This window comes from Blautia sp. Marseille-P3201T, assembly GCF_900120295.1.
Lineage (GTDB): Bacteria > Bacillota > Clostridia > Lachnospirales > Lachnospiraceae > Blautia.
Map to the genome: position 1 here is coordinate 325,859 of NZ_LT635469.1, position 15,510 is coordinate 341,368.

Annotated in this window: 12 protein-coding genes; all 12 read left to right on the forward strand. The window is 43.0% G+C overall.

Features of this window, described 5'->3' with window-relative positions:
* Window positions 1-21: 21 nt before the first annotated feature.
* The 12 genes from BQ7352_RS06530 to BQ7352_RS06585 all read left to right on the forward strand — a co-directional run bounded on the left by BQ7352_RS06530 (window position 22) and on the right by BQ7352_RS06585 (window position 15,495).
* The gene (locus BQ7352_RS06530; protein ID WP_159430635.1) at window positions 22-5,457 is read left to right on the forward strand and encodes a SpaA isopeptide-forming pilin-related protein; all 5,436 of its coding nucleotides are present in this window, start codon (window positions 22-24) and stop codon (window positions 5,455-5,457) included.
* 147 nt (window positions 5,458-5,604) lie between these two features.
* Complete coding sequence (locus BQ7352_RS06535) at window positions 5,605-6,729, forward strand: radical SAM protein (RefSeq protein ID WP_083429866.1); 1,125 nt, start codon at window positions 5,605-5,607, stop codon at window positions 6,727-6,729.
* Window positions 6,710-7,771: a DUF3991 domain-containing protein gene (locus tag BQ7352_RS06540; protein ID WP_072448015.1), complete on the forward strand. Its 1,062-nt coding sequence runs from the start codon at window positions 6,710-6,712 to the stop codon at window positions 7,769-7,771. The genes BQ7352_RS06535 and BQ7352_RS06540 overlap by 20 nt, the downstream gene beginning before the upstream one ends.
* 12 nt (window positions 7,772-7,783) lie before the next feature.
* The gene (locus BQ7352_RS06545; protein WP_072448017.1) at window positions 7,784-8,032 is read left to right on the forward strand and encodes a hypothetical protein; all 249 of its coding nucleotides are present in this window, start codon (window positions 7,784-7,786) and stop codon (window positions 8,030-8,032) included.
* Window positions 8,022-8,939 (forward strand): DUF5688 family protein, encoded by a 918-nt coding sequence (locus BQ7352_RS06550; RefSeq protein WP_139148846.1) that lies wholly within the window; start codon window positions 8,022-8,024, stop codon window positions 8,937-8,939. Before BQ7352_RS06545 ends, BQ7352_RS06550 begins: the two co-directional genes overlap by 11 nt.
* Window positions 8,940-9,169: 230 nt before the next feature.
* A complete protein-coding gene (dcm, locus tag BQ7352_RS06555; RefSeq protein ID WP_072448019.1) occupies window positions 9,170-10,693 on the forward strand; it encodes a DNA (cytosine-5-)-methyltransferase in 1,524 nt (507 codons plus the stop codon).
* Window positions 10,694-10,764: 71 nt separating this feature from the next.
* Window positions 10,765-11,031, forward strand: coding sequence for a hypothetical protein (locus BQ7352_RS06560; RefSeq protein WP_143143379.1), 267 nt, complete (start codon window positions 10,765-10,767; stop codon window positions 11,029-11,031).
* Window positions 11,032-11,204: 173 nt separating this feature from the next.
* The gene (locus BQ7352_RS06565) at window positions 11,205-11,528 is read left to right on the forward strand and encodes a plasmid mobilization protein (RefSeq protein ID WP_072448023.1); all 324 of its coding nucleotides are present in this window, start codon (window positions 11,205-11,207) and stop codon (window positions 11,526-11,528) included.
* 3 nt (window positions 11,529-11,531) lie between these two features.
* Entirely contained in the window at window positions 11,532-12,947 is a 1,416-nt protein-coding gene (locus tag BQ7352_RS06570; protein WP_072448025.1) for a relaxase/mobilization nuclease domain-containing protein, read from the forward strand.
* Window positions 12,948-13,901, forward strand: coding sequence for a hypothetical protein (locus BQ7352_RS06575; RefSeq protein ID WP_072448027.1), 954 nt, complete (start codon window positions 12,948-12,950; stop codon window positions 13,899-13,901).
* Complete coding sequence (locus BQ7352_RS06580; RefSeq protein ID WP_021650614.1) at window positions 13,902-14,321, forward strand: hypothetical protein; 420 nt, start codon at window positions 13,902-13,904, stop codon at window positions 14,319-14,321.
* Between the two features lie 10 nt (window positions 14,322-14,331).
* Complete coding sequence (locus BQ7352_RS06585) at window positions 14,332-15,495, forward strand: PcfB family protein (protein ID WP_021650613.1); 1,164 nt, start codon at window positions 14,332-14,334, stop codon at window positions 15,493-15,495.
* The last annotated feature ends 15 nt before the right edge of the window (window positions 15,496-15,510 follow it).

The following is a 15,510-nucleotide window of genomic DNA, read 5'->3' on the forward strand; positions in this document are numbered from 1 at the left end:
AAAATGAAAAGGAGCAAAGCTATGATGAAAGGAAAAAAGAAAAGGCTGCTGGCTGGGACGCTGGCACTTCTTCTTAGTTGTTCTACGTTACTCAATACAGGGATCACCGCACTGGCTTCTGAACAGTCTGAGGAACATGCACAGATACAGGAAGTAAAACAGGAGGAGGCTGCTTCAGAAACATTACCGGAGTTGGAAGAGGTAAAGGAGCAACTAACAGAAGAAGAACTGGTGTATGCAGAGGACCTTACCATAAAAGCAGGAGAGTCCTTTGACTTGGAAACAGATTACAGGGGTTTTCAGAAAAATGATGAAAAAGTAAAGGTGACGTTTCTGAAAGCAGAAGGGGACTCCGGCAATTCTTTTGATTTCAATACCCCAGGTTCTTACCAGGCATTTTATCGTGTTGATCCGTTAAGCGGAAACCCTTCCTATCAGATTATGAGAAGAATTGTGGTAGAAGCAAGGGAAAACAGTACACAGGAACCCCAGGGAGAAGTAAGCCAGCATACCGAAGATGGCTCCGGTGAGGACGGTGAGGCGGACCCTGACCCGGAGATACCGGAGGTACTGACGGAAGAACCGGAAATGCCAGATGCAGGGGCAGAGTTGATTGATCTGACACCAAAAGAGGATAAGGGAATGTTCTTATCGGTTGTTCCGGCAGCAATGGAGCAGCAAAAAGGAAGCAATGTACATCTGGTACAGGGAGAAAAAATCCCATACCCTTCTAACGTGGGGAACTATTCTACTTCCTATTTCACTGTAAATGGCCATGTGGCATATTGTCTGGAGTCTATGAAGGCTTCCCCGCCGACCTCGGATTATGTAGCAAATGAATTTGAAAGCAACCCGGAATTGCAGAAAGTCCTTTATTATGGATATGGCGGTCCTGGGGACATTACCGGGGAGTATATGCCCTCTTTTGACTGGAAGACAAAGTATATTTTTACGCATTTAGCTGCCGCTTATTCTTATTGTGGCATGGACGGTTTTTATGGCTGTACCTTTGAAGATATTAAGGCAAGCGGTGTGTGGGGATATATCCAGCATATTTACAGCCTGGAAGCACCTCCGACAGCAGCAATCACGTTGTCCCCAAAGGAAGCAAAGGCTTATGAAAGTGGAAAGGAACAGCGTACCGGGGAGTTTACTTTAAAAGGTGACCATAGAAACTATATTACTTTAAAAATGCCAGAGAATGTGACTTATCACAGTGGAAGTACAAAACAGACAGGAACCGTAAAGATCAATGGGAATACCACATTCTATTTCAGCGCTCCCAAAACTGTAACGGGTACATGGAACAGCGGTAAGCTGAAAGGACAAATGGGAACCCAGTGGAAGACCTTAGTATTGTCTACGGGTTCTGGTTCCCAGGACATTGGGTATGGGGCATTTTTTGAAGAAGAAAGTGCTTCTGTGGAATTTACGGTGAAGTGGCTGGACCTGGCAAGGGTAAAGGTAACAAAAAAAGATAAGAACAGTAAAGTAAATCTGTCCGGCGCTGTTTTTGGTATTTATTCAGACAGTGCATGTAAAAATCTTCTTGTGCAGATGCCGGCCACAGACAGCAACGGTACTTCTGAGGTGGAGCTTCCGAAAACCCAGGATACGGTATATTTAAAAGAAATTTCTGTTCCAGAAGGCTATAAGCTGAATACAGAGTCTTTTAATGTGAAGCTGGAAACAGGAAAAACAACTTCTGTTGCAGTGACGAATGAGGAACAGAAAGGAAAAATCACAATCCGTAAAAAAGGTGAGGTTCTGACTGGAGTAACCGGAGAAGAGGGGAACCTGACTTTTGTATATGGAAATGCGGACTTTGCAGGGGCAGAATATAACATTTATGCGGCAGAGGATATTTACAGCCAGGATAAAGTGACGAAGGTGCATAAAGCAGGGGATCTGGTAGAAAGTCTGACAACCGGGGAAGATGGAAGTGCTGTTTCCAAAGAATTGTATCTTGGAAAATATAAGGTTGTAGAACAGAAAGCACCGGAAAATCTGGTGATTGGAAAAACAGAACAGGAACGTACCCAGTTTGTAACCTTGTCCTATGCAGGACAGAATGTAGAGTTATCCCAGGGGGAAACCACTTTTACCAATGCAAGACCGGAGATTTCCGTAAATGTAGTGAAAAAATCGAAACATGATGACGTTACCCTGGAGGGTGCGACGTTTGGATTGTATGCAGAAGAAGACCTGACAGCGGCAGACGGAAAGGTTCTTGTAGAAAAGGGAAGCCTGGTGGAACGTGCTGTTTCCGACAGGGAAGGAATGGCTGTGTTCCATGCGGATATTCCTTTGAATTTCCATTACAGCGTAAAAGAAATCCAGGCACCGGATAAGTATTATATGACAGATGAGGTGTATCGTTTCTTCTATGAATATAAAGACGACAGCACCTACACATATACTTTTTCCCATGATTTTAAAAATGAGGAAGTACGGGGAGAAGTTCATGTAAGTAAGATTGATCAGGATTCCCAGGGATTTATTTCCCAGGGTGACGCAACCTTAGTAGGGGCAAAATACGGATTATATGCTGCAGAAGATATTGAACACCCCAATAAGAAAGATGGGATTGTCCATAAAAAAGGGGAACTTGTAGCGCAGGGTACGATTTCCAGTGAAGGAACTGTAGATTTCAAAAACCTGTATCTTGGAAATTATTTCGTGAAAGAAATAGAGCCGGCAGAAGGGTATCTGTTAGATGAAACAGAGTATCCCGTAGAGGTTTCGTATGAAGGACAGGAGGTACAGATTGTACACCGGGAAGTAACTGTAAAGGAAACTGTAAAGAAACAGGCCTTTCAGCTTATCAAGATCTCAGAAGACGGGGAGCAGACAGAAACAGAACTGGTAGAAGGAGCTGGATTTAAGGTATTCCTCATCAGTGAGCTGTCTGGTGTAAAAGATGGAAGTTTGAAGCCGGGAAATGGTTCTTATTATACCCCGGAAGATTTTATCACCTATGATTACAGCAAAGACGAAACCGCTTCTTATTGGGAGAATGGTAAAAAGATTACGGTACCAGAGCTGTTTACAGATAAGAAAGGATATTTAAAGAGTCCAGAACTTCCTTATGGAACCTATGTGGTGTTTGAGTCTACAGTTCCGGAAAATTTAAAAGGGATTCGTCCATTTATCGTACAGATTTCAGAAGACAGCCGGGAACCCCAGGTATGGCGTGTGTTTGATGACCGTCCTTTGCAGTATTACTTCAAGATTGTGAAAAAAGATGCCCAGACGCAGAAGCCGGTGCTGGATAACAGTGCAGCTTATAAGATTTATGATGTGGAAGCAGAAAAATATGTGGAAATGATCGTAAGATATCCGAAAAAAGAAGTGGTATCTGTGTTCAGGACCAACGAAGAGGGATACCTGATTACACCGGAGCAGTTAAAATGTGGCACTTACCGGATTGAAGAAGTGGAAGCGCCGGAAAATTATGTACAGGTAGGATTTGAAAATGCCCTCTTAAAAGACGGAAAGGAAGTTCCACTGAATGAAGTTGCAGACGGAGGCACATACCAGGAGGCAAAGAAAGCGCCGATCACTATTACCGTAGATTCTGATACCGTACACCAGGTAGAAGAGGAAACCGGTAAATTTATTGTTGTCATTGAACAGTATAATGATGAAGCAGTAGGAAGCCTTACAATCCATAAAAAGGGAGAAAAACTTTCTGGTGCTTCTAAAGTAGAAGAAAAGTTCCTGACGAAGATGAAAAACGGTGTAGCAGGTTTCGTAAATCAGGTAAGCAGTTTCTTCACCGGGGAAGAAGTCATGGAAAAAGAGAAAGGTTATAAATTTGACTATGAAGAAGGGAATATGGAAGGTGCAGAATTTGCCATTCATGCAAAGGAAACCATTTATACCCCGGACGGACAGAAAGACGAAGCAGGAAACCGCATTGTAAAATATGAAAAAGATGCCCTGGTAGCCCGTATGGTAACAGATAAAGAAGGAAAGGCAGTCCTGAATAATCTTCCTATCGGAAAATACTATGTAGTGGAAGAAAAGGCAGGTCAGAACTGTGTGCTTGACCCGGAAGCAAAAGAATTTGAAATTGCATATAAGGGACAGGAAGTAGCAGTGGATTATGTAACAATGGAACTTACCAATCAGCGACAGAAAGTTTCCCTGAGTATTCTGAAGAAAGACGCAGAAACCGGAAAACCGCTGGAAGGAGTGGTATTCGGGCTGTATGCGCAGGAGGATATCAAAAATGCTGCCGGGGAAGTAGTTGTAGAAAAAGATGCCCTGATTGAACTGGGAACAACAGATGAAGAGGGCAAGCTGGTATTTCAGGCAGATCTTCCTCATGGAAAATATTATATTCAGGAAGTAGAGCATAAGCCGGGATACCTGCCAAATGATGAGGTGTATTCCTTTGATGCGTCTTATACAGACCAGACGCTTGAACTTCTCGCTTTTTCAGAAGAAATTTCTAATCAGCCTACCATTACAGAAGTTACAAAAGTAGATTTGACTGGCGGACAGGAAATTGAAGGTGCAAAAATGCAGATTTTAGATCAGGACGGAAAGGTGGTAGAAGAGTGGGTATCTAAGAAAGAACCTCATGTAGTCTATGCACTGGAACCAGGAGAATATGTACTGCATGAAGAACAGGCGCCTACGGAACAGGGATATGTCCGGGCAGAAGATGTGAAATTTGTTGTGGAAGAAACAGGGGACGTACAAAAAGTGAAAATGGAGGACGACCATACCAAAGTTTCGATTTCCAAAACAGATATTACAGATGGAAAAGAAATTGAGGGAGCGAAGCTGCAGATTCTGGATCAGGACGGGGAAGTGGTAGAGTCCTGGACCACAGGAGAGGAACACCTGATTGAGTACCTTCCGGTAGGTACTTATACTCTGCATGAAGAAGCGGCAGTTGATGGATATATTGTGGCTAATGACGTGGAGTTTACAGTAGAAGAAACGGGAGAAATTCAGAAGGTGAAGATGGAAGATGAGCGTGCTATGGGACAACTGGTTATTGTAAAGACCGATGCAGACAGTAAAGCGGCTCTGGAAGGAGTAGAATTTGTCCTCATGGAAAAGGAAACCGGTAAAGAAGTAGAACGCCTGAAGACTGGGAAAGATGGAAAAGCAGTTTCCAGCCTGCTTCCGATTGGAACTTATGAAAATGGTACTTTCAAAGAACCGATTACCTATGTGCTGAAAGAAACCGCAGCCTTAGAAGGATATGAGAAGACAGAAGAAGAGTGGGAGATTGTATTCAGCTACCAGAATGATAAAACACCAGTCATTGAAGTGGTAAAAGAAATCCAGAATAAAAAAATACCGGAAGCACCAGGTACCGTCAAACCGGGACCAAAAACCGGTGATGATACAAACTGGTTCCTGCCTTTGCTGGCTCTTGGTGTAAGTGCAGGCATGGTAGCAGGCTTACTTTATTACAGAAAAAGGCATAGGAAATAAAAATTAGTTTTTTAAACTTGGGAAAGGGCGGCTGCGGCTGTCCTTTCTTTGGCAATATGAGGTGAGAAGCATGGAAGAGAAAAAAAGAAAAGAAGTAAGTAAGCAGAGGCAGAAAACCGGAACTACCCGTATGGAAAGGAGCAGGCGTTGAGGATAGGGATTATAGATGCAGATCTTTTGTACCGGAAAAGACACCGGTTTCCGAACTTGGCATGTATGAAACTTTCCGCTTATTGGAAGGAGCGGGGATTTGAAACAGAGCTTCTTTTGGATTACAGCCAGGCTGGAGAATATGACCGGCTCTATGTATCAAAAGTGTTTACGGATACCTTTGTGCCGGAACATATTTTGACGAGGGAAACAACCATTTATGGAGGGACTGGATTTTTTTACGATAAAGCACCGGTACTTCCAGAAGCGGTTGAACACCATACACCGGACTATCATTTGTATGACCAGATGGTAAAAGAAAACAGTGCAGGAGAGAAAAAGAAGAAGGAGTTCCAATTTTATACGGACTATTCCATTGGCTTCCTCACCAGGGGGTGTTTTCGGAAGTGTAGTTTCTGTGTAAACAAAAATAGCACTGGTGCAGTAGCAGCAAGCCCATTGGAAGAATTTTATGATCCGTCCAGAAAGAAGTTATGTTTTCTGGACGATAACTTTTTTGCCTGTGCAGGGTGGGAAAAAATCTTTTCCAGTGTCCTGGAAACAGGCAGGCGTTTTCAGTTCCGGCAAGGGTTGGATCTGCGGATTATGCAGAAAAGGCAGATGGAACTTCTAGCATCAGGAAAATTGGATAATGGCATGATTTTTGCCTTTGACCATATCAAAGATCAGGAACTTATTGTAAGAAAACTGGAACTTTTGCGGGAAGTAATCCCAGTTCCTTACCAGAAAATTAAGCTGTATGTACTGTGCGGCTATGACTGGGAAGGAACCTGGAAAGCAGATTTTTGGGCAAAGGATATTCGGGACGTTTTCATACGGATTGAGATTTTGATGCGGTATAAGTGCCTGGCTTACTTGATGCGCTATGCAGCATGGGAACGGGCACCGGAGGTTTATAAGGGAATGTATATCAACCTAAGTCGTTGGTGTAACCAGCCGGCCCAGTATTCAAAAAAGAGCCTGCGGGAATTTTGTATCGGACAGGGGGAGCATAGTTCCTGCTTCCGCTACCTGACTGCTTTTGGAGCTCTGCACCCGGAAATGGCGCATTATCTGGATATGAAATATGAAGAGGTGCAGTATGGGAAAATTTACGGCTGAAGAAATTCAGATTGCAAAGGCAGTGGATCTAGTGGATTTGGCGGAGCAGATAGGGATTCCGCTGAAAAGAAAAGGCAGGTTTTATCAGGCAGTGGGTATGGACTCTGTGATGATCTTCAACCGGTCTTCCTGGTGCCGGTTTAGCCAGGGGGTAGGAGGTAGTACCATTGATTTTCTGGAATATTTCAGAAATATGGATTTTGTGGAGGCAGTCAAATATCTGCTGGAGTTTGCCGGATATATCCGTACTGAAACCATGCAAAAATTTCAACCGGAAAGACAGATTGGAATGACAAAAGATACAAAGAAGAAAAAAGAGATACCGAAAGAACCTTTTGTGCTGCCTCCAAAATCAGAAACCAGCCGCCGGTTATATGGATACCTTATGAAGCAGAGGAGACTGTCAAAGCAGGTGATCGACTTCTGGATAAAAAAGGGACTTTTATATGAAAGCGGAAAATATCACAATCTGGTTTTTGTAGGAAAAGACCCGGAAGGTGTCCCACGTTTTGCCAGCCAGAGAGGAACCCTGGATAAATACGGAAAACCCTTTAAAGGAGATGTTACTGGGAATGACAAAACGTATGGAGTTAATCTGGTAGACCGAAACAGTGATACGCTCTATGTATATGAGGCGGCGATTGATGCCATGTCCGATATGGAACTGCGGGGAGATTACCGGAACAATATCCTGGTACTTGGAATGCTTTCCGATGGTCCTTTGGAAAAGTTTTTAAAAGACTATTCCCATATCAGGAATATACAGTTCTGTCTGGATAATGACCCGCCGGGCAGACAAGCGGTAAAAAAACTGGCAAGAAAATATACCCTTATGAATTATGAGGTTTTTGTACGTCTTCCACCTATGGGAAAAGACTATAACGCTTTTTTGCAGTATAAAAAGGAAAACCAGGAGCTTTCCAGCCTGGTAGAAAAGGAAAGGGCGCTTCTTACCGAAACAAAAGGGACAAAAATACAAAAGATAGAAAAAATGGTAGGACACAGGAACATAGTACCATACCAGATAGCACAGGCAAGATAGGAGGGTATTCTTTTGGAAAATAGCTATGATGAGGAATGTTTCAAAAAATGGGAGATCGACGAATGCGAAGCGGAGATGGAAAAAGTAGTGCAGTGGATAGGAAAGAGGAAACTGCATGGACGTGTACGGGTTGCGTTTATCGAAGAGAGCTATGAGCGGCAGGGATACCGCATGGGGATACCCAGGCAGGTGTATGTGTCCAGGGTGCTGGCAAACATCAGGAAAGAAGAGGTTAGAAAGGGTGGGAAACATGGAGTTTGATATCTTTTATGAAAAATTGAAAAAGCAGATTTTGGAGATCGCCTCAGAAGAATTAGAAGGAAACATAGATTTTCGGATGGTATATAAAAATGGGCAACAGAACCAGGGAATTGTATTTTTTCCGGAAGGAAGTAATGTAGGAATCACTACTTATGCAGAAGATTTTTATCGTATGTATAAAGAAGGAATAAGTTTTCCTTCTATTATTGAAAGATATAAAGAAATGATTGATGAAGCAAAAGGAGAAATGCAGTTTGCAAAAAATATCCAGATTTTTGAGGCAAAGAAAGAAGATATTATACCTGCTTTTGTTCCTAAAGAAAGTTTGGAGATTAAACCTGAGTTGGCACATGTTCCATTTGAAAACCTGGAAATTATCTTTCGATGGAATATCCCTGGTACAGAGTATAGCGTAAAATTGCCGGAAGAATATTTCAACCACCATCAGATAGAACCGAAACAATTTTTGGAGGAACTTATCAATGATCCTTCTTTTAAAGATCAAACAGAAGTATTTTCAATTAGCAGACTTTTTGAAACAGGGGATACAGAGATACCGAAGGAACAGGAGATGTATTGTGTTACAAACCAAAATAAAAACTGGGGAGCTGCTTCTATTCTGAATAAGGATATCATGGATGAAGTTGCGGATTTTTTTGGTGGGAAAACCTATATCCTTCCTTCTAGTATCCATGAGTGTTTGGCAGTAGATACACATGTGTATACGGTTGAAGAACTTAAAACAATGGTTCGGGATATAAACAGTAAACCAGATTTGGTAGGGGCAGATTTTTTATCAAATGAGGTATATGTTTATGATAGTTATACAAGAGAACTAAAATTGGCAGGAGAACAAAGAACAAAGGAAATACAAAATCCTGAAAAGCAGGAGCCTATTAAGAGATAAGAAAACAGAAGAATGTGAAGGAGGTGATGCAGACCAACAGAATTTTTGACAGAAGGGTAAACTCTGGATACGGGAAGGGGTGATTCTATGATTGTAAGGTAATGCCAGATGGATATTTCGTTTGTAGCTGTGGATTTCTCATGAAGACTATAAAAAAATTTAGGAGACAGGAGGAAATAAGTGAGTAATCCTAGGTAAAATGTGTAGCTACACCTCATGAAACATGAGGAATGAAATATAGTTTGGTGAATTTTTGTGAGTTTGATAAATATGCAGCAAAGAGTTATTGTGCGATTCATGGTACAAGTGAAACATTGAATCTGGGAGATATTACAAAAGTGGACGAAAAGGAGATTGAACCGTTTAACATGATCTGCGGCGGAAGCCCCTGTCAGGATTTTTCCCTGGCAGGTAAGCAGGCAGGGGCGGTTTGGAAATGCCGAAGCTGCGGGCATGAGTATAACCCTCTGCAGGTACATTATTCTAAAAGGGACACCTGCAGCATGTGTGGTTCTCATGATATTGATAAAACACGTTCTTCCCTTCTGGTGGAATGGCTCCGTATGATACGGGGAGTAAAACCAGTATGGGGGATTTATGAAAATGTGAAAAATATTGTAGGAAAAAAATTCCGGGATACCACATTCCGGTTGTTTGAAGAAGAACTGCATGAATACGGATACCACACCTATTGGAGTGTTCTTAATGCAAAGCATTATGGAATCCCCCAGAACAGGGAACGGGTATATCTGATTTTGATACAGAAGGAAATGGATAATGGAACATTCCAGTTTCCAGAACCGCTGGAGTCCTTCCAGTGCCTTATGGATATTCTGGAGGATACGGTAGAGGAAAGATACTACTTATCCCAGGAAAAAGTACGCCGCTTGATTGAAGATATGGAAGAGAGAAAAGCGCTTTTGTTTGAGCCGGACGAAAAAAGCCTGAAGGCTTTTCGGGAAAATCGGGTAAAGCGAGCCGGAAATATCAAAGGGGTGTTTGAACAGACTGGACGGGTCTATCTGCCAGACGGGTGCTGCCCTACGGTAACTGCCTGTGGTGGTGGCGGGCAGCAGCCCAAAATTCTTCAAGTAGGAGATATTCATACCGGTTATGGTTCAAGCGGGGTTATTTATTCCCCTTTAGGAAGCAGCGGTGCGGTTTTAGCAGGACATGACCAGCCAAAGATTGTAGAAAAATACCCTGGAGCAATCCGGGGCAGGTATGATTCGGAAGGTCGGATTGTGCAGACTTTGGAACTGGGAGAAAAAGAAGTCTGCCATACCCTTACTTCTGTACAAAAAGATAATATCATTCTGGTACGTCAAAAGACACAGAAAGGTTATGAGGAATGTTTAGAAAATGGTGTTGTAAATCTTAGTTATCCGTCTGTGGAAAAACGGGGAAGGGTACAGGAGCATGGGGAACTCTGCCCTACGCTTACAACATCAAATGGAATACACCGTTTAGAGTCTTTGATCCGTATCCGGAGGCTGACACCTTTAGAGTGCTTCCGGCTTATGGGCTTTTCCGATGCGGATTTTTGGAAAGCAAAAGAAGCAGGCATAAGCAACAGCCAGCTTTACAAACAGGCAGGAAATTCCATTGTTGTTGATGTGCTGTACTATATTTTTCTGGAACTATACAAAGCCATGCCATATCTGTTTGAGAATATCCGGCTTTCTTCCTTTTTCAGTGGGATTGGAGCTTTTGAAAAGGCATTGGAGCGTTTGGAAGAACAGGTAAACCAATAATTTCATAAGAGAAACCCAAAGCGGCAAATGGTCCATAGAGAGTCTTCCCATACTTGGTGGAAAGAGAGAAATTGCGGAAGAAGAAGCAGCCTGCAGGGAGTCTGTGCAAAAGCGTTGATAGCAGAATGGAAGAACTGCTGTCACATCAGACACAGGAGGCTGACAGATTTGCTAACAGAACTGGGGTTTTGTTAGCAGAAACAGAAGTAGGAAGCGGAAAAACCGATAGCAGATGTTTAGAACTGCTATCGGTTTTTCTCTATATAGAACGCAGGTCTGCTATCAGTATCTGCGTTTTGCTATCTATTTTATCCGGGGTATTAGGGGGTGCCCCCTAACAAGATGGGATTTTGTACGGTAAAATCCGTATCTTGCAGAGGACTGGCATAGCCAGTCCGGACGCCGGGAAGTTATACAGTGACCGATAGCAGGTCTTAGGAGTTGACAGCAGATAGCGTTGAAGTAGAAATCGGTAGATGAAATCTGTGATAAAGATAAGGAAAGGGGGAGCATGAAAAAAGAAACAATGAAATGTAGAAAAGAAATCCGGCTGTATCGGTGGGAGCTGGAAGAGTTACAAAAACAGGCAGAAAAGATGGGGCTTTCTGATTCCCAGTATCTTCGTATGCTGATTACCAACCGCCCCAGGGATTACCCGGAAATCCGCAAGGAACTGGAACGCATGAACCAGGAAATCAACCGGATTGGTGTAAACATCAACCAGATTACCCATAACAATAACAGCGCCCTTTATTCCAGGGAAGATAAACACCGTCTGTATGTGTTTTTGAAGCAGATAAAAACACTGGTAAGCCAGGTGCAGGAAAGGCTGTAGGTTATGGCAATTACAAAGTGCCTGCACATGAAACAGGCAAAAACGGGTTATCCGGCAAAACATCTGGCAAACGGTCTTCGCTATATTATGAACCCGGAGAAAACAGAACATGGCCGCTATGTCTGTGGACATAACTGTATTCCTGAACAGGCATTATCCCAGATGGTAGATACTAAACGTCATTTTGGAAAGCTGGATAAAAGGCAGGGCTACCATTTCATTCTTTCGTTTGAGGAAGATGAGGTTTCGGAAGAAGAAGCCTTCCAAGTGGTAGGAGAGTTTGTGGCAGAATTTCTTGGAAAGGATTTTGAAGCGGTTTATGCAGTCCATAATGATACGGACCATATTCATGGGCACATTATTTTTAATTCAGTACGCTGTACTACGGGATATAAATACGATTATAAAAACGGGGATTGGGAAAACAGTATCCAGCCTCTGACCAACCGGATATGCAGGGAGCATGGTTTATCTGTGCTGGAGCTGGAAGAAGTAAAGGAAAAACGCAAACAAAAAGGACAGGAAGAAAAATCTCTTTCTGAACGGGACAGGCGGATCAGAAGAGATGTGGACCAGGCATTACAGGACGCAGGTTCTTATGAGGAATTTCTTGAAAATCTTTCCAGCATGGGATATGAGTTGCGGGGGAGAAAGCACCTTTCTGTTCGGGAACCCGGAGCAGGAAGGGCAAGACGGCTTGACCAGCTAGGGGAAGAATATACAGAGGAAAGGCTTCGGCAGCGTTTTGGACGCCTTCCAATCCCGGAAATGACCGGAGAGGAGATACCGATAGAATGGACGTATGTGTTTATCCCATACCGGGAGCGGCATTTGACCAGATACCAGAAGGAACGTTTTCTTCGCAGGTACCGGCAGGGGAAACCAATGGCAGACTCTAAAACCTGGAAATACAGGGTAGCAATCCATGAATTGAAAAAATTGCAGGAGGAATTTGATTTTCTGGCAGCTTATCGCATACAGGATAAGGCGCAGTTGAAAGCCATTTCTGATGCAACAAAGGAACAGCTTTGGGAAAACAGCAGGGCAAGAAAGCAGCTACGAAAAGAAATGGTTCCTTATGAGGAAATGCTTCTGCTTCTCAATAAGCTGCAGGAAAAACAGATGGAAGCAGAACTTTATCAGGAAGGGTATCAGGAATTTTTTCAAGACCACCAGACATACCAAAACCTTCTTGGGCAGTTAAAAGAAATGGGATATTCCTTGTCTGAGGCAGAACAGACAGACGCTTATTTCTTTGAGAAAGAGGAGCGTTTGCGGATCGAACGGAAAAAAATCTTAAAAGAAAAAAGGATTGCAGAGCGTCTGCGTGAAAAAGCAGAAGAAAAAGAAAACTTGGAAGCACAACAGAAGGAAAAGAATAGGGAAACGTCTGCAAGGGGCAGAAGAAAAGGAGGGTAAATGACAGTAGAAGGACAACGGTATCTGGAAGAATGCCGGAAAGTTTTAAAAGAAGAACAGATGGACGCAGTTTCTATGGGGCTGGATTTTGGTCTTCCTGTTTCGGATATCCAGAAGGTAGTTAAGAGTAACCAGGAAGCCCCGGTGATGAAAGCAATCATCATAGGGCTTATGGAAGGGATTGGGGAAATCGACTTTTTATGTGAAGGAAATTATAACCAGTTCCAGGTACGGGAAATCGTAGAAGGCTTAAAAAACGGGCTGGATCTGGAAGAGGTGAAAACCTATGCCGGAAATGAACTGCCGGCCAGTCGTATGCGGACCATGCGGATACAACTGGAAGAGTCAAAGGTAAAAAAAGAAGTTCCGAAAGATGAAGAAATGCGTTCTTATATGAAAAATCTTATGGGGATCATGGAACAATCCATTCAGCAGTTCCGGGAAAGCAATGACCGTTTTACAGCTTTGTCCTCTCTGGTAAAGGAGCATGTTGTTGAAGAGAAAAATCAGGAGATTAAAGACCTGTATGAGAACCTGCAATACAAAGATAAAAATATACAGGAATTAAGGGAAAAGCTGGCAAAGAAAGAGCAGGAAATTCAGGATCTGAAAAAAGAAGCAGAAAAATACAGGGAAAAAACAGAAGCTGTTTCCAGGGAAACAAAAGTGGTATTGGAAGAAAAAAGCATACAAACAGCAGAAGGGCTGCAAAAAAGTAAGCGCCGGCTGCTTGGGATTGCCATGCTTGGGAAAAAAGTACCCAAAAGTGTTGTGGAGAAGATCCTGGAATATAACCTGTCCGCAGAGCAGTTGGAAGAAATCCGCCAGTGCGTAGAAAGTGGGCTGGCAGATGCAGAAATCCTTCAGGTGATGGAGAACAGCCCTTCACCGGAGAGAATGAAAAAAATGAGGGAAATTATCCTTTTGATGCGGAAACGGAAGGCGGGTGTGTAAATGGCAGAACTTGAACATGTGGTAAAAACATTTTCCCTTTTGGAAGCTGCCGAAAAGGAACAGCCCTTTCTTACCAGGGAGCAGAAACAGGATTTGTACCGTATTGCTTTTCATAAGGAGTCTATGGAAGAGGTAGAAAAAATTATTTTGCAGTTACAGGCGCCTCATGCAGGAAAGGAAGAAAAAGAGCGTATCCTTTCTCATTACCTTGAACCGTTTTTTCAGGTTCCGGAAAATATTTTGCAGATTGAGAATTATATTTTTCAGCTTCAATATATGACCTATGAAAAGGAAAAAGCAAACCACATGCTGGCGGCTCTCTTAAAACAGGAAAATATCCAGTATGACCTGGAAGCCATGCTTACAGAAGGAAAAATAAAGGCGGCTGTTCCAGTAAAAAAGGACAGGGCAATGGGATAGGAGGGAGAGCATGAGTGAAATACAAGATGCGGCGCAGATCATTAAAGTTTCCTTTGAAGGCGCAGAAATCATTCTGAAAATGGGAAATACAGGCTGGCAGTTTGTAAAAGATATTTGTGCGGTATTTAAAAAAGTTCTGGACCAGGAAAAACTGTCAGGGAAAACTTCTGTACAAAAGCTCCTGAAAATGGGAGGCGATTTACAGGTTTTCCGTTTTGAAACAAAAGACCTGGAGCGGGTAAAAGCCCTGGCAAATAAGTATGGGATTTTATATTCCATTTTGCCGGATTTGAATGAGAAGGACGGTATGAGTGAAATTTTGTTCCATTCCCAGGCAGCACCCCGTATTCAGTCCATGATGGCAAAAATTGAACATTCCAATATTGGGACGTTAGATGAATACTATGAAAATGCAGAGCCGGATAAGGTGGAGCAGTTGGTAGAAGAAGTAAAAAAGCCTGCCCTGCCGGAGCCGAAGGAGTGTGAACTGGTTGCGCGGGAGCTGGCGAAAAACCAGGTGGAGAAGATCAGTGATGTCCGTTCCCGTCTGAATATGACCTGGCTTCAGATCTGGCCGATTATCTGCTACATGGAAGAACAGGGGATTTTGGAGAAAGGGAAGGAAGGTACGGTAACACTGACCAGGACACCGGAACAGATGGAAGAATTGGTAGATTCCCAGCAGTGGAAACAGTTGTTTGGGGAAGAGGAAGCCCAAAGACGCAGCACTGGAAGCAGCCAGGAAACAGAAGAAAAGATGCAGGTCATTCAGCGTATCCAAAAGGAGAAACGGAACAATCCAGGTGTGAATGCCATTACCATAGACCAGAAGCTGGTATATGAAGAAACAGAGCATCATATCAAAACCAGGATTCCGTACCGTAAGAATGAATTTATCTGGCTGGATAAATCGGAAATTAGCTGGATTAATGACCATAAGACGATTTTTGCAGGATTGGAAAAGAAGAAGGAGTATGCAATTTTAGACCTGGAGGACCGTTTTCTTAGAAAAACTTCGGGGGAAGATTTATATAGGGAAAGCTATGACCCGGTACACAGGGAACGTGCCAGACAGGAGCAGGAAAAGATACGCAGAAGAAGGGAGCAGAATTACAGGAAGGCACAACAGAACCTGGAAGCAGGGAGAAGAACCATACAGGGGCGAAGGAGGTAGAGAACCGGAGCAATT

What these genes read in the sequence shown, in the direction of transcription:
- BQ7352_RS06530 (WP_159430635.1), top strand. Translation starts at nt 22, where the DNA reads ATGATGAAAGGAAAAAAGAAAAGGCTGCTGGCTGGGACGCTGGCACTT.
- BQ7352_RS06540 (WP_072448015.1), top strand. Translation starts at nt 6,710, where the DNA reads ATGGGAAAATTTACGGCTGAAGAAATTCAGATTGCAAAGGCAGTGGAT.
- BQ7352_RS06550 (WP_139148846.1), top strand. Translation starts at nt 8,022, where the DNA reads ATGGAGTTTGATATCTTTTATGAAAAATTGAAAAAGCAGATTTTGGAG.
- dcm (WP_072448019.1), top strand. Translation starts at nt 9,170, where the DNA reads ATGAAATATAGTTTGGTGAATTTTTGTGAGTTTGATAAATATGCAGCA.
- BQ7352_RS06565 (WP_072448023.1), top strand. Translation starts at nt 11,205, where the DNA reads ATGAAAAAAGAAACAATGAAATGTAGAAAAGAAATCCGGCTGTATCGG.
- BQ7352_RS06570 (WP_072448025.1), top strand. Translation starts at nt 11,532, where the DNA reads ATGGCAATTACAAAGTGCCTGCACATGAAACAGGCAAAAACGGGTTAT.
- BQ7352_RS06575 (WP_072448027.1), top strand. Translation starts at nt 12,948, where the DNA reads ATGACAGTAGAAGGACAACGGTATCTGGAAGAATGCCGGAAAGTTTTA.
- BQ7352_RS06580 (WP_021650614.1), top strand. Translation starts at nt 13,902, where the DNA reads ATGGCAGAACTTGAACATGTGGTAAAAACATTTTCCCTTTTGGAAGCT.
- BQ7352_RS06585 (WP_021650613.1), top strand. Translation starts at nt 14,332, where the DNA reads ATGAGTGAAATACAAGATGCGGCGCAGATCATTAAAGTTTCCTTTGAA.